We start from the raw sequence: 17,994 nt of genomic DNA, 5'->3' as shown, positions 1-17,994 counted from the left end.
GCTCGCCCTTTTTCATGAGTCACCGGGCAGTTCATCCTCTACCAACGGGGCCAGCGCCTTTACCATCACCTTCACACCCTTGGCATTGGGGTGAATATCATCGTCAAGCTGCATCCCCGGCACTGTCGCCACCCCGTCGAGGATGAAGGGATAGAGCGAGGTGCCATATTTGGTCGCCAGTTCGGGAAAGATCGGGTTGAATGCGGCGGCATAATCCGCCCCCATATTGGGCGAGGCAAGCATACCGGTCAGCAGCACCTTGATCTTGCGTCGCTGAAGATCGGCGAGCATCGCATCCAGATTGGCGCGCGTCTGGTCGGGACTGATCCCGCGCAACATGTCATTGCCACCCAGCCCGAGCACGACCAGCGCGGGCTTTTGCTTTGTCGAATCCAGCACAAAGTCCAGTCGCGCGCGACCTGCCGCCGTGGTGTCGCCCGAGACGCCCGCATTTTGAACCCGAACAGCAACGCCATCAGCCGCAAGAGCGGCCTGAAGCTGCGGCACCAGGCCTTCCTTGGGACCAAGCCGATAGCCCGCATAAAGGCTATCGCCAAAGGCAATGACCAGCGGAGCGTTGGCGGGGATGACCGGCTCGGACACCTGAACCCGCTGGTCGTCGGTCGAAACCTGCGGCTTTTCTGCCGATCCGCAAGCTCCCAGCGGTTGGCAAAGCAACAGGGTGCAACCATATATGAAGGCACGACGCCATCCGGCCTTGTTCATTCCAAAGGGTCCTTCCTTGACCGATACCATCCGACCGATGCCGCAAGTGGCGCCCGCCCTAGCTATCGATGCCCATAATGTGACGCTAACTTTGGGCAGCGACAAGGCCCCTGTTGATATTTTGCGCGGCGTCGACCTGTCGGTAGCGGCAGGTGAGTCCGTCGCACTACTCGGCCCCTCAGGATCGGGCAAAAGCTCGCTGATGGCCGTTCTGGCCGGATTGGAGCAGGCGAGCGGCGGCAGCATCCATATTGCTGGGCTCGATTTTGGCACGATGAACGAGGATGAGCTAGCGCGGGCGCGGCGCGGGCGCATCGGCATTGTGTTGCAGGCGTTCCACCTGTTGCCGACGATGACTGCGCTGGAAAATGTCGCTGTGCCTCTGGAACTCGCCGGAATGACCGGGCCGTTCCAGCGCGCCGAAGCGGAGCTGATTGCGGTCGGGCTGGGCCACCGGCTGACGCACTATCCGGCGCAATTGTCTGGCGGTGAACAACAACGGGTCGCGATTGCGCGCGCCATGGCAAGCGCGCCCGCCATATTGTTCGCCGATGAACCCACCGGAAATCTCGACACGGCCACCGGCCAAGCGATCATCGAACTGCTGTTCGCCCGCCGCAAAGCGCTGGGCGCAACCTTGCTGATCATTACCCATGACCCGGCACTGGCGTCCCTATGCGATCGCGTGCTGGAAATGCATGACGGCCGGATCAGCGAAACCATCGCTGCGTGAGCGGGGCGCGGCTCCCTCTCACTGCCGTCTGGCGCATTGCGCGGCGTGATCTGGCGGCGCGAATTCGCGGGCTTCGTCTGCTGGCCGTCTGCCTGTTTCTGGGCGTAGCGACGCTGGCCGCCATCGGCAGTCTGACAAGCGGCATCACCGACGAACTATCGCGGCGCGGTCAGACGATTCTCGGCGGCGATATTGAATTCAGCCTTCCGCAGCGCGAGGCGAATGACGCCGAACTCAGTGCATTCCGTAAAGCAGGCACGACGTCGTCAACTGTGCGGATGCGCGCGATGGCGAATGCGCCGGACGGCGACGCCCTTTTGTCCGAACTCAAAGCAATCGATGACTCCTACCCGCTTTATGGCGCGCTGCATCTCGACAGCGGCGCGCGCAAAGGCCCGCCGCCTGCGGGGAGCATCTGGATTGCGCCGGACCTGTCTTCGCGGCTTGACCTGAAAGTAGGCGGCCAGGTGAAATTTGGCGAAAAATCGTTCCGGATCGACGGCATTATCGCCGAGGAGCCCGACCGGCTGGGTGAAGGATTCGCTCTGGGACCCGTCGCGATCATCAGCATCAATGATTTGCCTGCGACGAAATTGATCCAGCCGGGCAGCCTCTTTGAAAGCAAATATCGCATCAAACTGCCCGCTACGGCCAGCCCCGACACGGTCGGCAAGGATTTGACCGCCGCCTTTCCCGAGGCCGGATGGGACATCACCGATCGCAGCAATGGCGCGCCCGGTACGCGCCGCTTTATCGAGCGTATGGGGCAATTCCTGTCGCTGGTCGGGCTAGCTGCGCTGGTCATCGCCGGAATAGGCGTCGGCAATGGGGTCGCCAGCTATTTGGCCGGCAAACGCCCCGGTCTTGCCACGCTGAAAGTGCTCGGTGCCGACAGCGCCACACTATTGCGCATTTATGGCCTGCAAATATTGGCGGTCGCGGCGATGTCGATTGTCGCCGGCCTGATTGTCGGCAGCCTCGCCCCCTCGATTATTGCTGCGATTGCGGGTGACGTGCTGCCGGTTAAGCCGGGGTTAGCGCTCTATCCGCTGCCGCTGGCGGTCAGCGCGGCCTATGGCTTGCTCATAGCCATCGCCTTTGCCCTGCCCCCGCTGGCCGCGACGCGGCATGTTCCTGCCGCGGGCCTTTATCGTGCCACCCTCGACGCCGCGCCGCGCATCGACAGACAGACCGCGCTGGCTGTGGTGCTCGCCCTTGCCGCCATTGTGGCGCTCGCGGTCGGGACCGCCCGCGACCCGCTGTTCGCGCTCAGCTTTATCGGCGCAGCTGTGGGCTTATTGTTGCTGCTCGTTGCCCTGTCGTGGATTATCCAACGTGTCGCCAGCCGGTTGCCGCGTCCGCGCCGTCCTTTGCTACGCCTCGCCCTCGCCAATTTACACCGTCCGGGTGCCGCGACCGGCGCGCTGGTGGTGGCACTGGGTTTGGGACTGACGCTTTTCGTCACGCTGGCCGCGATCCAGACGAGCATCACCGCCGAGATTGCGCGCACCGTGCCACAGCGCGCGCCGAGCTTCTTCGTCCTCGACATCCCCCGTCCCGGCGCCGCCGCTTTTCGCAAGATGGTAACGGACGCAGCGTCCGACGCGCAGATGAACCTCATTCCCGCGCTACGCGGCAGCATCACCGAATTTGCCGGAAAGCGCGTCGATGAACTGGAAACCCTGCCCGAAGGGGCGTGGGTGCTGCGCGGCGATCGCGGGCTGACTTATAGCGCCGCCCTGCCCAATGGTAGCACGCTAACTGCTGGCAAGTGGTGGGCCAAGGATTATGCCGGACCGCCGCTGGTCAGCGTCGAAGCAGAGGTTGCCGCCACGTTGGGCCTGCGCATCGGCGATACGCTGACCGTCAATGTGCTGGGGGTCGAGGTGCAGGCGAAAGTCGCATCGTTCCGCACGGTCGAATGGGACAATTTCGGCCTCAACTACGTCCTCGTCTTTTCGCCCGGCAGCTTTGACGCTGCGCCGCATAATATGGTCGCGACGGTCGCGGTCCCGCCCTCTGCTGAGGCAAGCCTCGCGCGCAGCATCCCACGCGCCTTCCCCTCTGCCTCGCTGATCGCTGTGCGCGACGTGGTGAGCCAGGTGACGACATTGCTGACGCAGATGAGCCGCGCGATTGCCGCAGCCGCCAGCATCGCCATTTTGGCGGGCATTGCGGTGTTGATCGGCGCCATAGCGGCCAGCCGTCAGCGGCGGGTGTATGACAGCGTGATCCTTAAGCTGCTTGGCGCGACACGCGGGCAGATATTGGGCGCGCAGGGACTGGAATATGCCGTGCTGGCGGCGATCCTTGCCGCGCTGGCATTGGGGCTGGGGCTGGCAGCCGCGCGCTATGTCGTGGTCAGCCTGTTCGAATTTACCTTTGCGCCCGATCCCCTAACCGTCGGCATGACCTTGCTTGGCGGCGCAGGACTGGCATTCCTTATCGGCATTGCGGGCAGTTGGCCGGTCCTGACGGCTAGACCGGCGGCGGCGCTGCGCGATCTCTAGCGCCGCGCTGCACAATTCCCCTCAGCGTTGCCCGCATGAAAAAGAGCGCGGACCAAAAAGCCCGCGCCCCTATCTCATCGACACAGCACGCGATCAGAACATGAAGGTGATGCCGCCCTGATAAACCTGCGACGACACATCCTTGCGCCCGACCATGAAGTCGATCGTCAGATCAACTTTGACGTTGCTGCGCCCAAAGTGCAGGCCAAACCCATATTCGCCCCAATTGCGGTCATCGCTCGCTAGAGCAAAGGGAACCGAACTGCCCTGACCACCGACGAAATTGGCCGCAAAGCTGGTCGGATTGTTCAGGAATTCATGGACAAAGTTGAATTTGCCACTGAACCACAGCGTGTTCGATTTAGCAGTCCCCACCATCAAACCCGCGCGGCCCTGAAGGCTTTCATAATCCTCGCGCGTGATGGTCAGAGCCGGCAAGCCGCCGGTTTCGGTTACAGGACCGAAATTGGCGCTGGCATAACGCAGGTCGACACCCGGTGTCAGCAGACCGACCAAAACCGGCAACTCTTTCGACACACCAACTTCGGCCGCCCAGACGATATTATTATCCTTGGACTTCAGCTGATAGGCCGTCGGGCCAAGCACGACGTTGCGCAGGGTGCGCGAACGATAGCTACCAATGTTGAACTGGCCATCGAGCAGCCAATTCGATGGAGTCCGCACCCTACCATAAAGGCTGCCTGCAATCATCCGTCCTGACGTCGCGTTACCCAAGGCAGCATCGGCGTCTACATCGCTGTAATAGAGCGATCCCCCGACCATTTTGCCCTCCGACGGGAAATATTCCAAGCCGCCGGAAATAAAGTAACCGTCAAATTTGTCGTCAGGCAGACCGCCGGTTACGGGCATGGCATTGCCGCTGCCATCAATATAGCCACCGGCAAGATAGATCGCCATATCCTCGTTGATGCCGCCCGTGGTGCGGCTGCTCGATCCCATACCCATCCCGGCATCGCTTCGCACCGCTTGTGTCTGGCCCGGCAGGCCGGTCAGCGAAGCCTGAGCCAGCTGTAGCGGCTGGCCAATCACGGCAATGGTGCCGCCTGTGTCGGCACGCGACGACTGATTCAGACGTTCGTTCTGGAAATTAGAGATATTGCTCATCATACCGCGCACCAGCGTGCGCTGGGTCGTTTCGGTGGTAGGGGCCAGAGAGTTGAGTACCGCCTGGACACCCTCTGCTGTCGGAACATAATCAAGGACATCATAGAGGCCGACGAGCGACGTATTCCCGCGATTATCGTCTAGCAGCTTGGCATAGCTTGTTTGAACCTGACTGTTCGGATCAACCACTGTCGAATAGCTCGCCGCCTGAACCATCAGATCGACAGCATTGGTGGAGTAGACTAGGCTGCTCTGCAAAATGGCGGACGCATTGCTGACTCCGCCTTCAAATGTACCGGTCACGCCGTCAGTCGCATTCAAGATGCGATAGGTGGTGGGATCATTGGATGACACCCGTCCATTGAAATTGAGCATCACCTGACCGCCCACATTGGCCATGCCCGTCACGTCGACACGATCGGACGCGCCGGCCGAAGTCAGATCGAGCAACAGGCTGGAGGCCGATGCCAAAATCAGGTTGCCATCGACGGTCAACGTGCCAGTCGAACCCATGGTGCCGGGTGCGATGGCACCGGCGATATTGGTCAGGAAGGGAGCTTTCACCGTCCCAGCACCCGATAATAGACCAGAAAACATCGTATAGTCACCGACGCTGGAAAGCGCCCCATCGACGACAATCCTGCCGCCCGTCTGGTTGACATCATTCACCGCCGTCAGATCGCCCGCAGCCGCGATATTGAGCGCGGCGGCCCCTCCGACATTTAACCGGTCAATCGCCCTGGCGCTGCTGAGCGTGGTCATGCCCGCCTGGTTCAGCGTGACTTCAAAATAACGCCGCGGGCCATTCGTCCCCGATGGCGGGTCCAGATTGTCGGGAACAAAATTGGTCGCGCCGGGCAACCCATTGTCGAGAGTCGCCGCCGGTGTCGGCACGGGGGCCGGGTCGGTGTTGTGGTTCTGCGGCGCTTCGCTGGCGAAATCGACACTCGTCTTTTGCGACGAATTGAGTGCAAATTCAACGCCCGTCTTTTGTGACGAATTGATCGCGAACTCGACCCCTGTGGGCGGGAGCGCATTGTCGGCAAGGTCGAGCCCCTCACCCTGCGCGCGGTTTTCCACCATCATGCCGTCGCGCTGGGCTTCATTTTCAACCTTTAGGCTGACCGCTTTGGAGTCACCCGATTGCCTACCAGTTGAGGTCGCGACCGAATCCAGTGCTTCGTTCGCAGCATCTTTCCGATTATTCCCGGCCAGGCTGGCCGGATCGACCTGACCAATGCCCGACTGAAGATCAGCCCCTGCCTGATTGCGCGCGGGTGGTGTCGGATCTCCGGTCGACAGGTCTTGGCACTCATCGCCCGGATTATCGCCTTCATTGTCAAAACAAACTTCGCCCCATTGCGGCGTATCACCCAAAATGCCTTCGCCTAGTGTTGTCGGGATACCGTTGACGACATTGCCGTTGCTGTCGATGACGCGATAAGCGGGGTCGAGGTCGGTCGTCCAATGACTGGGGTCTTCCCAGTTGCCATCGCCTGTGTTCGCACTGACATAGCGATAGGGATTAGTCTCTGCGATATAGTCCCAAAACAGGAACAGCGGCTGATAATAGCTTTCGGTACCATAGCTGCTGAACACTTGCGGGCCAAAGAAGCGTGACCCGCCCGATAGGGTTCCGATCACCAGATCTTCACCACCGAAATCCGGGTTTTTGGCAGCATCAAGAATCAGCGGCCCGCCCGAATCTCCGCCCGCTGTCACTCCTTCATTGGGAAGCGCTTCGTCCTTGTAGAGGTTGAAATCAAACGGATTTGTCTTGTTCGGATCGTCAAAATCCAGACGATAAAGAACCTGCGGCAAATCGCCAAACGGGTCTCCGAAAAGAAAGTTATTGCGGTCATCAAAAGAGGTCAGCGCACCGATCATATTCTCAGCCGCGCGACGACGCCAGTCTATACCCACTGAGGCTCCCGTCGTTCCGCTGCCCGTGCTGCCATAGCCGGTGATATTGACATGATAGCCGGTGCCGGTGACCGGATCGATACTATCAGGGGTCGGCAGAGCGGAAAATAAAAGCGCCCATGTCGGGACATTGGCGGCCGGCGTGTCAAGGCTGGCTACGGCAATATCGCCCTCCAGAAAACCCTGTCCATCGGGACGCTGCACAGCCGCCGGATTATAGAATATCTGATTGATATTATAGACGAACATGTCTGGATTGCTGGCAAAGCCATTGCCGATCCAGTTCTGAAACCCCGGCAGGGCGTTGCTACCAAAAGAGAATGCCGATTTGATCACCGGACCATAATCGCTTTCGGGACGGTCATCGACGCAGTGCGCCGCGAACAACACGGTGCGGGGATTGATCAGCGTGCCGGTGCAGACAAAACCATCATTGCGGAAAAACATGCCGACACCGTTCACACTGCCCGCATCGTCGACAACGTCATCCGGTGTAAAATTGTCATTCGGAACAATTTGCGCCTGATTGTCGGGATCGCCCGCCATCGCCGGAGCTGCGGCCATCATCGTCGCCAATGCCGCCAGTGCGCCGCCAAGCATTAGCCCGCGACGTAGATTCTTTCCCTTAAGTGTCATATTATCCCCCCTGAAATTTTACTCTGGCAACATGCTCGTATTGATCATCGATTCGTTCACTGCCCATATTTGCAAGACGCCCAATCTTGCGCGAATCTTCACCAAACTGCGATTGATGCCAAAGGGTGGCGCCGACCCCGCCCTTTAGTCAAACAGATAGTGGTCAGTTAGCCATTCTGATAATGGCGGATAAGCCCGCCAATCCCAAGACGATAGCAACGATCGTTTGCCAGATAGACGGGGGCACTTTGCCGAACGCCATGCCGCCAACATAATTGCCGAGCCACATGGGCAAAAACAGGATGAGCGACAGCAAGGCAAGGCGCAGCGAGGCGATGCTCACGAACCATGCCGCCAGCGTTCCCGCCGTAGCCGTGCCGAAAAAGATCAGCAGCATCGATGCACGGGCGACTTTAGGTGCAAGCGAACGTCGCATATAAAACGGCACGACCGGCGGCCCCGGCATGGCGGCAAATCCGTTGAGAACCCCGGCCGCAATCCCCGTTCCCGTCACCGCCATGCGTCCCGGCTGATGCCCCTCGGGCTGCTTGGGAAGCAACACGGCGACGAACGCCCCCACAGCGATCAACGTAATCATCAATCGCGCCACATCGGGTTCAATGGCGTTGAGCGCCAGCATGCCAATCGGTGTCGCCACCATGGCGATAATCGCGATGGGAAGTGCAGTGCGCCGATCCGCGTCGGCCACAATGGCCTTTATGCCCACAGGACCGATCAGCAGTTGCAGAAAAATGCCCAACACGACGGCCTGTTCGGGCGGGATGATCATGCCCAGCAGCGGCACCAAAATAATCGCCATACCAAAGCCGGTAAGCCCGCGCACAAAGGCGGCGGCAAAAGTCATCGCTGCCGCCCCGAACAGGAGCAACGGCGATATGTCGGAAATCTGGTCGAACAGGTTGCTCAAGCGTCCCGCAAGTCGGGCGGAACCGCCTCGTCATTGAGCATTGCAAGCGCATCGGCGAGCGGCATGATCCGCTGGCCATCACGACCCAACGTGCGGATCGCAACCGTGCCTTCTTCGGCCTCGCGCTTGCCGACGACGAACAAGTGCGGGACTTTGGCAAGGCTGTGCTCGCGAACCTTGTAATTGATCTTTTCATTGCGAACGTCGAGCTCGGCCCGGATACCGGCCTTTTCAAGCGTCTTCATCACCTCGGTGGCATAATCATCTGCGTCGCTGACGATGGTTGTGACGACCACCTGCACAGGTGCCAGCCAAGTCGGAAAACGGCCGGCATGATGCTCGATCAATATGCCGATGAAGCGTTCGAATGTTCCCAATATCGCGCGGTGGAGCATGACGGGACGATGGCGCGCCCCATCTTCACCAACATAGCTGGCGTCGAGCCGTTCGGGGAGCACGGTATCGGCCTGAATGGTACCGACCTGCCACGTCCGACCGATCGCATCGGTCAGGTGAAATTCGAGCTTGGGCGCATAAAATGCCCCCTCGCCGGGCAGCTCTTCCCAGCCATAATCCTCGGTGGCGCGACCAGAGGCTTCGACGGCCTCGCGCAAAATCTGTTCGGATTTATCCCACTCGGCGTCGCTGCCATATCGCTGGTCGGGGCGCAGCGCCAATTTGATCGCGTAACTTTCAAAACCAAGGTCGCGATACACGCTGTCGAGCAGGTCGCAAAAATCGACGATTTCCGAAATCAGCTGGTCTTCGCGACAGAAAATATGCGCATCGTCCTGTGTAAACTGGCGCACCCGCATGATGCCGTGGAGGGCGCCGTGCGGTTCGTTGCGATGACAGCAGCCAAATTCGGCCATGCGGATGGGCAGGTCGCGATAGCTTTTGATGCCCTGACGAAAGACCAGAACATGCGCGGGGCAGTTCATGGGCTTGAGCGCCATCAGGTCGCCCTCACCCGACAAGACCGGCGCATCGTCATCAACCGAGGGAATCTCGTCGGGGACGATAAACATATTCTCGCGATATTTGCCCCAATGGCCCGACTGCTCCCACTGCCGCGAATCCATCAGTTGTGGCGTTTTGACCTCGGCATAGTCGGCGGCGTCGAGGCGGCGACGCATATAGGATTCGAGCGTGCGCCACAGGCGAAAGCCCTTGGCGTGCCAGAACACCGACCCTTGTGCTTCGGGTTGCAGATGGAACAGGTCCATGTCCTGCCCGATCTTGCGGTGGTCGCGCTTCGCCGCTTCCTCCAGCCGGACCAGATGTTCGGCGAGCTGTTTCTTGTTGAGCCAGCCGGTTCCGTAAATGCGGCTGAGCTGGGCATTTTTCTGATCGCCGCGCCAATAGGCGCCAGACACGCGGGTCAGTTTGAACGCCGCGGGATCAAGCTTCCCCGTCGACGCCAGATGCGGGCCGCGGCACATGTCCATCCAACCGTCGCCTGACCGATAGACGGTCAGTTCCTCACCTTGCGGCAGTTCGGCGGCCCACTCGGCCTTGAACGTCTCGCCATCGGCCTGCCATTTGGCGATCAACTTGTCGCGTTCCCACACTTCGCGGTTGAGCGGCAGGTCAGCGGCGATAATGCGGCGCATCTCGTCTTCGATCAGTGGCAGTTCCTCATCGCGGAACGGTCCATGCTCGGCGGTCGGAGCAAAGTCATAATAGAAACCGTCGCTGGTCGACGGGCCAAAGGTGATTTGTGTGCCGGGAAAGAGGTTCTGCACCGCCTCGGCCATCACATGCGCGAAATCGTGGCGCGCGAGCTCAAGCGCGTCCGCCTCGTCGCGGCTGGTCACCAGCGCCAGCGTCGTGTCGCTGTCGAGCGGGCGCATAATATCGCGCAATTCGCCATCGACGCGCGCGGCAAGCGCCGCCTTGGCAAGGCCGGGTCCGATATCGGCTGCGATCTGGGCCGGGGTCGTGCCGCGCGCTACATCTCTGGCAGAGCCATCGGGAAGCGTGACGCGGATCATCTGAGACATCGAAAAACGGCCTTTTCCAAGCGAAATACACGCGTCCCTTTGCCAGCCATGGTGCGCCGCCGCAAGAGGCAGCATGACGCAGACCAAGACAAGTTAGCCAAACATTATGACAATGACGCTTGACAAGTTCAAACAAACGGTGTTAATGACCCTTTACAGATTTGCAAGGAGACTTGACGTGGAAGAACATTATATACGTAATCAAAAGCGGGCTGTCGTCCTATGGGCACTTGCTTTTCTGGTCGCTATTTTTGCGATGGAGATGTTTCTGTCGGCGACCGATTATGCTCCGAAACCATGGGGTCTGGCGCTAATGCTGATCCCTATGCTGTTGCTGATCCCCTTGGTCCGGGCAAGCGAACAGCTACAGAAAAGCAAGGGCTGCGCGTCGCCGGTTGTCGCACGGTATAATCGGCGTCTGTTGACGGTCAGCTTTCTCTATGGGTTCGGACTGCTGATCGCGACGCTCGTTTTCAAACAGTATGAACTCAATGTCTTGCAAAAGTCTCTTCTGTCGTTGCTGCCGACATTGCCGGTCTTTGGCATGATCTGGGCGATGGGGCGTTATTTCGTCGAAGAGACCGACGAATATCTGCGCATCCGCAAGGTCAATGCCTCGCTGATCGCCACCGGCTGGCTACTCGCCGTCGCCACCTTCTGGGGCTTCCTTGCAAATTTTGACGTCGTTCAGCAACCCGAAGCCTGGGCCGCCGTGCCGGTCTGGTGCGTTGGACTTGGGATCGGCGGCCTGATCAACATGGTGCGCGGGGCATGATTAACAAGGTGCGCGGGACATGAATAACCGTCTCAGAATCCTCCGTGCCGAGCGCGACTGGAGCCAGGCCGACCTTGCCGAAAAACTGGCGGTATCGCGCCAGTCGGTGAACGCCATCGAGACAGGAAAATATGACCCCTCGCTTCCCCTCGCCTTTCGTATCTCCGATCTGTTCGACATGCCGATCGAAGAGATTTTTCTACGAGACTGACATGGTTCCCCGGCCCCTCCCGCTCTGCTGCCCTTGCTTGCGCCAGTCACGCTCGCTAGGGCAGCAGCAGCTTTGGAGGGCCACAATGTTTCACCGCCTGTTTGTCGAACATCCGCGCAGCGTCGATGAAAATTACATCGAGCATTTCGGCGTCGCGTCGCGCTTTGGCGTGACCATGATCTGGGGCGGGCTGTGCGCACTGGTTCATGCGCTCGTTCCCGGCTGGTGCATCACCACGGGCAGCAACACCATCGTCCGGCTCAACCGCATCATGGTCGAACAGCGTCGGGCCAAGGGGCAAGCGGCGACCCAGATGAGCACCGTCGACTGGGTGATTTGACCACAATGGGCGACGCCGACGCCCCCCTGTATCTGGACAGAGCCGGCCGACCGCGATTGGCCTATCGTCATGTTGCGGGACGTGGACCGACCATCGTCTTTTTGCCCGGCTATATGTCCGACATGGAAGGCGGCAAGGCGACCGCCTTGTTCGATTGGGCCGCCGCGAACGACCGCGCCTGCCTGTTGCTCGATTATGCCGGATGCGGTCAATCGGGCGGTTTGTTTACGGACCAGACTTTGGTCGATTGGCGCGACGATGTGATCGACCTGATCAACCACCGCGTCGAAGGGCCGGTCCTGCTGGTCGGATCGTCGATGGGCGGGTGGCTGATGCTGCTCGTTGCGCTCGCGCTCACCAAAGACGATGACCAGCAACGCGTGTCAGGATTGGTCGGCATCGCCGCCGCGCCCGATTTCACCGACTGGGGTTTCAGCGCCAGCGAGAAAGCGATTATCGCGACCGAAGGACTGCTCGCCGAAGCAACGCCCTATAGCGACCAGCCTTATGTCACGACGCTGGGCTTTTGGCAGTCGGGTGAGGCCAACCGCCTGCTCGACGACGCCATCTCCCTCACCTGCCCTGTCCGCCTGCTTCATGGACAGGATGACGGCGATGTTCCACCCGATATCAGCTTGCGGCTGGCCGCCGCGCTGACGAGTGAAGATGTGCGGGTGACGTTGGTCAAGGGCGGCGACCATCGCCTGTCGCGTGATGGCGACATTGCACTGTTGATTGATGTGCTGGCACAGTTGCTCTCGGCGGGTTAAGATGGGGTATGACCCATTTTCTCCACAGCATGATCCGCGTGTCGGACCCTGACGCCACTATCGCTTTTTTCAACCTTGTCGGACTCGAAGAAGTCCGCCGTTTCGATGTTGAACAGGGCCGCTTCACCCTCATCTTCCTCGCCTGTCCGGGGCAAGCCGATATTGCCGAGGTCGAACTGACCTATAATTGGCCAGCCGAGGATGGCAGCGCGCCCGAAACTTATGGTGGCGGGCGCAATTTCGGCCACCTCGCCTATCGCGTCGACAATATATACGAGACGTGCCAGCGGCTGATGGATGCGGGCGTGACGATCAACCGCCCACCGCGCGATGGCCATATGGCCTTTGTTCGATCACCCGACGGCATTTCGGTGGAACTGCTGCAGGACGGCAGCTTGCCGCCGCAGGAACCTTGGGCGTCGATGCCCAATGTCGGGGAGTGGTAGGCATGGCACTTGATATTGTTCGTATCCCCGTTCTCAACGACAATTATGTCTGGCTGGTCCATGACAACGACAGCGGCGAAACGATGGTGGTCGACCCCGCCGTTGCCGAACCGGTGCTGGAGGAGGCCGACCGACGCGGCTGGCCGATCACCGCAATCTGGAACACCCATTGGCATCCCGACCACACCGGCGGCAATGCGGGCATAAAGGCCAAAACCGGATGCGAGATTATTGCTCCCGCTGCCGAACGCGCGCGTATCCCCACCGCCGACCGGCTGGTGAGCGAAGGCGATATTGTGCAGCTTGGCGCGCATATCTCCACAGTGATGGAAGTCCCCGCGCATACGGCGGGCCATATCGCCTATCATTTTGCCGATGAGCATGTGATTTTTGTCGGCGACACGATGTTCGCCATGGGTTGCGGTCGCTTGTTCGAAGGCACGGCGGAGCAAATGTACGCCAACATGCGGCGATTGGGCGAACTCGACGATGCGACTCATGTCTATTGCGCGCATGAATATACGCTGTCGAACGCGCGCTTTGCGATCACCGTCGATCCGGACAATGTCGCACTGGCCGAGCGATTGCAGGCGGTCGAAGCGGATCGGGCCAAGGGGGTTGCGACGGTTCCGACAACTATCGGGGCCGAACGCGCCACCAACCCCTTTCTGCGCGCCAGCAGCGCCGCCGAACTGGGCCGCATTCGCGCGCTGAAAGATGCAGCCTGACGGCCTGTGAGGCCTCGCGGCTTCAGCAACCATTCATTTGGCGCACCTATGTTCATAACCTTGCGAGGAGCAAAATCATGGCAAAGCTGACTCTTTTACACACTGCGGTGCTGATGGCCGCGGTTTCGCCCTTGCTTGCCAGTTGTGCGCCGGCAGGTTCTGGCGCGGCGGGCGCAGCGGCATTGACCCCCAAACAGGCGAAAACGCTCGACAAGCAACTCGCAGACAAAGTCGCAGGCAAGCCCGTGAACTGCATGACCAATACGCAAAATTACAGCACGATCCGCGTGTCCGATAACATTCTGCTGTATCGGGCGTCGGGACGTCTGGTTTACCGCAATAATTTAAAAGGCAGTTGTCCCGGCCTCGCGCGCGACAGCGACATCATGGTCGTGCGGCAGTTTGGATCACAAACCTGTGAAGGCGATTTCTTCCACCTTGTCGACCGTTCAAGTGGTATACGCGGGCCGACCTGCGTCTTTGGCGAATTCGTCCCTTATCGCAAGCCGGCGGGGGACGCGGGCTGAGCCTGGTTCAGCGATAGGCGGGGTCCGGTTTGCACCGAGAGCTCTTTCGGGTCGCCCCCCGCCTGTCACCCGCGATAAAGCGCCGCAATCCGGTCGGCATACACCTCTTTCAGCACATGGCGGCGAATTTTCATCGACGGCGTCATCTGTTCATTCTCGATGGTGAAAGCGTCGTCAGCAAAGGCGTATTTGCGGACTTTCTCAACCACCGATAGCTGGCCGTTCACGCGGTCGATGGCGGCACGCACCGCGCTGCGGAATTTATCATGCTCACGCAACAGCTTCATGTCCTTGGGCAGCCCCTCGGCCTCGGCCCATTCGATTGCCCATTCGGGATCGGGAACAATGATCGCAACGATGTGCGGCCTTTTGTCGCCATAAACCATCGCCTGCAGTATCTCGGGCTGGAGTGTTAGCATCCCTTCGACGCGTTGCGGCGAGACATTGTCGCCCTTGTCGTTGACGATCAGGTCTTTCTTGCGGTCGGTGATGACCACGCGCCCCGCCTCGTCAATATGCCCGATGTCGCCGGTATGCAGCCAGCCGTCAATCAGCACCCGTTCGGTCTCGGCCTCGTTGCGCCAATAACCGAGCATCACCAATTCGCCACGCACGCAAATCTCGCCATCATCGGCAATCCGCACTTCGGTATTTTTAAGCGGCGGTCCGACCGTGTCCATTTTGATCCCTGCCGACGGGCGGTTGCAGCTGATCACCGGCCCCGCCTCTGTCTGACCATAGCCCTGGAGCAGGGTCAGGCCGATCGAATGGAAAAACACCCCGATTTCGGGGTTAAGCGGCGCCCCGCCCGACACCATCGCTTTCATCCGGCCGCCAAAACGCTGGTTGATCTTGGGCCGGAACAATTTGCCCAGCAACAGGTCAACCGGCCGATCAAGCAGACCAAGCCGCATTTCATAATCCTTTTCACCGACGCGCAGCGCCTGGTTCAACATCCAGTTCGCCATCTTCCCCTGCTTCCCGACGGCCTTGATCATCCGCGCGCGGATCACCTCGAACAGACGCGGAACGACGACCATGATCGTCGGGCGCACCTCTTCGATATTGCCGACCAGTTTCTCCAGACTTTCGGCATAGTATATCTGCCCACCAAGCCCGATAGGCAAAAACTGGCCGCCCGAATGTTCATAGGCATGGCTGAGCGGCAGGAAGGACAGGAACACCTCGTCTTCCCAGCCAAAATCCTCGGCAATCACGGCGGCCGCACCCTCGACATTGTGCAGGATCGCGCCATGCGGTTGCATCACCCCGCGCGGCGCGCCGCCGGTGCCGCTGGTATAGATCAGGCACGCCAGATCCTGACGCTTGATGTCGGCAATCGCGGCCCGGCAAGCGTCCAGATATTGCGCGCCATCGCTGACCAATCCCGCCCAGTCGACGACATTGACATTGCCCTGTTGCCCGACGCGCAGCGATTCCATCGTCACCACCAGTTCGACGCTGGAACGCAAAACGGCGGGCATCAGGCTGCGCGCCAGTTTGGCGGTCGAGACGATGACCGCGCGCGCACCGCTGTTGTTCAATATATGCTGATGGTCGCGTTCGGTGTTGGTCACATAGGTGGGAACGGTGACACAGCCCGCCGCCATGATCGCCAGATCGGCAATGCACCATTCGGGGCGGTTTTCGGACACGAGCAGCACCCGATCGCCTTTGCGCATCCCCAAATCGCGCAAATGATGCGCCAGCGCGGCGACTTGTTCGGCGACTTCGCGCCAGCTTTGCGATTGCCAGCAGCGATCAATTTTTCGCGACAGAAAAGGGCCATCCCCATTCTGATCGGCACGAGCGAAAAACATGGCGACCAGATTGTCGAAATGCTCGACAGTGCGAACCTCTGTCGGCTGGCGTGTTGCGGTCATGACCAGAGCCTTTCCAGGGGAGCGATTGAACAGAGACACAGCATAGTCAGATTATTCGGCCAGCGCGTTCCCGGGGCTGCGCGGGTCGGCGACGCCGTGCCAGCCGTCGGCAGTGCGCTCTATGGCGTTGACTTTTGATCCGAAATCGGCCGTCCGGATAGGATTGCCGAACACTGAAGATTCTGCCGCGATTTTCTGTCCCATCGCATTATCTTCGATAATCGCGCCGTCGCCGGTGAAGAATAGATTGGGCAGCGCAATCGCCTGATCGACCGGCAGACCCCAATCGAGCACCCCGATCAATGTCTTGGTCACATGCATGATGATGCGCTTTCCGCCTGCCGAGCCAAGCGCCAATATGACCTTGCCATCGGGACCATAGACGATCGTCGGCGACATAGAGGACAGCGGGCGTTTGTTCGCCTCGACCCGATTGGCGACAGGCTTGCCGTCCTTTTCGGGGGCAAAGGTGAAGTCGGTGAGTTCGTTGTTGAGGATATAGCCATTGGCGATGAGGTGACTGCCAAACAGTGACTCCACTGTCGAGGTCATGGTGGCCACATTGCCGTCACTGTCGACCGCGACAAAATGGGTGGTGCCATGTTCGTTGACCGGCCCCGACGTCGTGCGCGGCTCTGCGCCCGGTGGGTTGCCCGCCGGATAGGCTTTTGCCACGCCGAAGGGCGAAATCAGATTGCGGCGACTGGCCAGATATTCCTTGTCGAGCAATCCCTTGACCGGCACATCGACAAAATCGCTGTCACCCAGATATTCAGCCCTATCAGCATAGGCGAGTTGCATCGCCTCTGCGATCAGGTGCCAGCTCATCACGCTGTCCTTGCCCATCGCCTTCATGTCATAGGCTTCGAGCATCCCCAGGATGCCGAGCACTGTCGTCGCCCCCGACGAGGGCGGCCCCATGCCGCAGACTTTATAGACACGATAGGTGGTGCAAACGGCGGGACGTTCCTTGGCCTGATAGGCTTTGAGATCGGCCATCGTCATTTTGGACTGATTGCGCGGCGCGGTGGTCACTGTTTTGACAATCGTCGCGGCATTGCTGCCGGTATAAAAGCTGTCCGCGCCTTTGGCGGCAAGCTCGCGCAGCACCTTGGCATAGGCCGGATTCTTGATGATCGTCCCGACCGGAGCCGGTTTGCCATCGACATAATAGAGGGCGCGCACTTCCGGAAAATCTTTCCAGACCGGCCGGACCAACTGCATATATTTATTCAGAATCGGGGTGACGGCATAGCCGCTTTCCGCCAATTTGATCGCCGGTTGGAACAGGTCGGCCCAAGGCAGCTTGCCCCAGCGTTTATGCGTTTCCTCTAGCAAGCGCACGTTGCCCGGAACGCCGACAGACAGCCCCCCAGGCACAACATCCATAAAGCCGCGCGGCTGACCATCCGGACCTAGAAAACGTTGCGGCGTCGCCGCAGCAGGAGCCTTTTCGCGGCCATCAATTGTCGAGATGCTGTTGGTCTTCGCATCATGGTAAAGCAGGAAACCACCGCCGCCGATACCGCTCGATTGCGGCTCGACCAACGTCAGCACCAGCATCATCGCCATCGCGGCATCGGCCGCTGACCCGCCTTCGCGCAGGATTTCACGTCCCGCTTCGGTCGCGCGCGGGTCGGCCGAGGTAACAACCCCTTGCGCGCTGGCAAGCGTGGGAAGGATGAGGAAGAAGAGGGCGAAGTAGCTAAGGACTCGTTTGAACATGGCGG

The 17,994-nt window shown here is 59.9% G+C and carries 15 protein-coding genes; 9 read left to right on the top strand and 6 right to left on the bottom strand.

Annotated elements, in window-relative coordinates; genetic code table 11:
* Window positions 1-12 precede the first annotated feature (12 nt).
* Window positions 13-726, bottom strand: a complete 714-nt coding sequence (locus ACR3XE_RS05990; RefSeq protein WP_473698523.1) for an arylesterase — start codon at window positions 724-726, stop codon at window positions 13-15.
* Between the two features lie 37 nt (window positions 727-763).
* Between ACR3XE_RS05990 and ACR3XE_RS05985 the strand changes: the two genes are divergently transcribed.
* Complete coding sequence (locus tag ACR3XE_RS05985) at window positions 764-1,459, top strand: ABC transporter ATP-binding protein (protein WP_473700353.1); 696 nt, start codon at window positions 764-766, stop codon at window positions 1,457-1,459.
* Entirely contained in the window at window positions 1,456-3,969 is a 2,514-nt protein-coding gene (locus tag ACR3XE_RS05980; RefSeq protein WP_473698524.1) for an ABC transporter permease, read from the top strand. The genes ACR3XE_RS05985 and ACR3XE_RS05980 overlap by 4 nt, the downstream gene beginning before the upstream one ends.
* 93 nt (window positions 3,970-4,062) lie before the next feature.
* On the opposite strand, the gene ACR3XE_RS05975 is transcribed toward ACR3XE_RS05980, so the two are convergent.
* From ACR3XE_RS05975 to thrS, 3 genes are all read right to left on the bottom strand, one after another.
* Window positions 4,063-7,653 (bottom strand): autotransporter domain-containing protein, encoded by a 3,591-nt coding sequence (locus ACR3XE_RS05975; protein ID WP_473698525.1) that lies wholly within the window; start codon window positions 7,651-7,653, stop codon window positions 4,063-4,065.
* A 163-nt stretch (window positions 7,654-7,816) separates the two neighbouring features.
* Window positions 7,817-8,581 (bottom strand): sulfite exporter TauE/SafE family protein, encoded by a 765-nt coding sequence (locus ACR3XE_RS05970; protein ID WP_473698526.1) that lies wholly within the window; start codon window positions 8,579-8,581, stop codon window positions 7,817-7,819.
* Complete coding sequence (thrS, locus tag ACR3XE_RS05965) at window positions 8,578-10,584, bottom strand: threonine--tRNA ligase (protein ID WP_473698527.1); 2,007 nt, start codon at window positions 10,582-10,584, stop codon at window positions 8,578-8,580. The genes ACR3XE_RS05970 and thrS overlap by 4 nt, the downstream gene beginning before the upstream one ends.
* A gap of 178 nt (window positions 10,585-10,762) precedes the next feature.
* Between thrS and ACR3XE_RS05960 the strand changes: the two genes are divergently transcribed.
* The 7 genes from ACR3XE_RS05960 to ACR3XE_RS05930 all read left to right on the top strand — a co-directional run bounded on the left by ACR3XE_RS05960 (window position 10,763) and on the right by ACR3XE_RS05930 (window position 14,381).
* The gene (locus ACR3XE_RS05960) at window positions 10,763-11,359 is read left to right on the top strand and encodes a hypothetical protein (RefSeq protein ID WP_473698528.1); all 597 of its coding nucleotides are present in this window, start codon (window positions 10,763-10,765) and stop codon (window positions 11,357-11,359) included.
* Window positions 11,360-11,378: 19 nt separating this feature from the next.
* Window positions 11,379-11,570: a helix-turn-helix transcriptional regulator gene (locus tag ACR3XE_RS05955; protein WP_473698529.1), complete on the top strand. Its 192-nt coding sequence runs from the start codon at window positions 11,379-11,381 to the stop codon at window positions 11,568-11,570.
* An 85-nt stretch (window positions 11,571-11,655) separates the two neighbouring features.
* Window positions 11,656-11,910 carry a DUF6356 family protein gene (locus ACR3XE_RS05950; protein WP_473698530.1) on the top strand — a complete coding sequence of 85 codons (255 nt, stop codon included), beginning with the start codon at window positions 11,656-11,658 and terminating at the stop codon, window positions 11,908-11,910.
* Between the two features lie 5 nt (window positions 11,911-11,915).
* Window positions 11,916-12,680 (top strand): alpha/beta fold hydrolase, encoded by a 765-nt coding sequence (locus ACR3XE_RS05945; RefSeq protein ID WP_473698531.1) that lies wholly within the window; start codon window positions 11,916-11,918, stop codon window positions 12,678-12,680.
* Window positions 12,681-12,688: 8 nt separating this feature from the next.
* Complete coding sequence (locus ACR3XE_RS05940) at window positions 12,689-13,126, top strand: VOC family protein (protein WP_473698532.1); 438 nt, start codon at window positions 12,689-12,691, stop codon at window positions 13,124-13,126.
* Window positions 13,127-13,128: 2 nt separating this feature from the next.
* A complete protein-coding gene (gloB, locus tag ACR3XE_RS05935; RefSeq protein WP_473698533.1) occupies window positions 13,129-13,854 on the top strand; it encodes a hydroxyacylglutathione hydrolase in 726 nt (241 codons plus the stop codon).
* A gap of 77 nt (window positions 13,855-13,931) precedes the next feature.
* On the top strand, window positions 13,932-14,381 hold the full coding sequence (locus ACR3XE_RS05930) for a hypothetical protein (protein ID WP_473698534.1): 450 nt from the start codon (window positions 13,932-13,934) through the stop codon (window positions 14,379-14,381).
* Window positions 14,382-14,446: 65 nt separating this feature from the next.
* On the opposite strand, the gene ACR3XE_RS05925 is transcribed toward ACR3XE_RS05930, so the two are convergent.
* On the bottom strand, window positions 14,447-16,264 hold the full coding sequence (locus tag ACR3XE_RS05925; protein ID WP_473698535.1) for an AMP-dependent synthetase/ligase: 1,818 nt from the start codon (window positions 16,262-16,264) through the stop codon (window positions 14,447-14,449).
* 51 nt (window positions 16,265-16,315) lie between these two features.
* Entirely contained in the window at window positions 16,316-17,989 is a 1,674-nt protein-coding gene (gene ggt / locus ACR3XE_RS05920) for a gamma-glutamyltransferase (protein ID WP_486185982.1), read from the bottom strand.
* Window positions 17,990-17,994: the final 5 nt, after the last annotated feature.

The organism is Sphingopyxis sp. 10G20-10, assembly GCF_057365075.1.
The sequence above is the reverse complement of the archived record's forward strand: the minus strand, read 5'-3'. Positions and strand labels throughout refer to the sequence as shown.

Excerpts from the sequence above, each read along its gene's own strand:
- ACR3XE_RS05990 (WP_473698523.1), bottom strand. The coding sequence starts at position 726 with ATGAACAAGGCCGGATGGCGTCGTGCCTTCATATATGGTTGCACCCTG.
- ACR3XE_RS05985 (WP_473700353.1), top strand. The coding sequence starts at position 764 with ATGCCGCAAGTGGCGCCCGCCCTAGCTATCGATGCCCATAATGTGACG.
- ACR3XE_RS05975 (WP_473698525.1), bottom strand. The coding sequence starts at position 7,653 with ATGACACTTAAGGGAAAGAATCTACGTCGCGGGCTAATGCTTGGCGGC.
- thrS (WP_473698527.1), bottom strand. The coding sequence starts at position 10,584 with ATGTCTCAGATGATCCGCGTCACGCTTCCCGATGGCTCTGCCAGAGAT.
- ACR3XE_RS05955 (WP_473698529.1), top strand. The coding sequence starts at position 11,379 with ATGAATAACCGTCTCAGAATCCTCCGTGCCGAGCGCGACTGGAGCCAG.
- ACR3XE_RS05950 (WP_473698530.1), top strand. The coding sequence starts at position 11,656 with ATGTTTCACCGCCTGTTTGTCGAACATCCGCGCAGCGTCGATGAAAAT.
- ACR3XE_RS05945 (WP_473698531.1), top strand. The coding sequence starts at position 11,916 with ATGGGCGACGCCGACGCCCCCCTGTATCTGGACAGAGCCGGCCGACCG.
- ACR3XE_RS05940 (WP_473698532.1), top strand. The coding sequence starts at position 12,689 with ATGACCCATTTTCTCCACAGCATGATCCGCGTGTCGGACCCTGACGCC.
- gloB (WP_473698533.1), top strand. The coding sequence starts at position 13,129 with ATGGCACTTGATATTGTTCGTATCCCCGTTCTCAACGACAATTATGTC.
- ACR3XE_RS05930 (WP_473698534.1), top strand. The coding sequence starts at position 13,932 with ATGGCAAAGCTGACTCTTTTACACACTGCGGTGCTGATGGCCGCGGTT.
- ACR3XE_RS05925 (WP_473698535.1), bottom strand. The coding sequence starts at position 16,264 with ATGACCGCAACACGCCAGCCGACAGAGGTTCGCACTGTCGAGCATTTC.
- ggt (WP_486185982.1), bottom strand. The coding sequence starts at position 17,989 with ATGTTCAAACGAGTCCTTAGCTACTTCGCCCTCTTCTTCCTCATCCTT.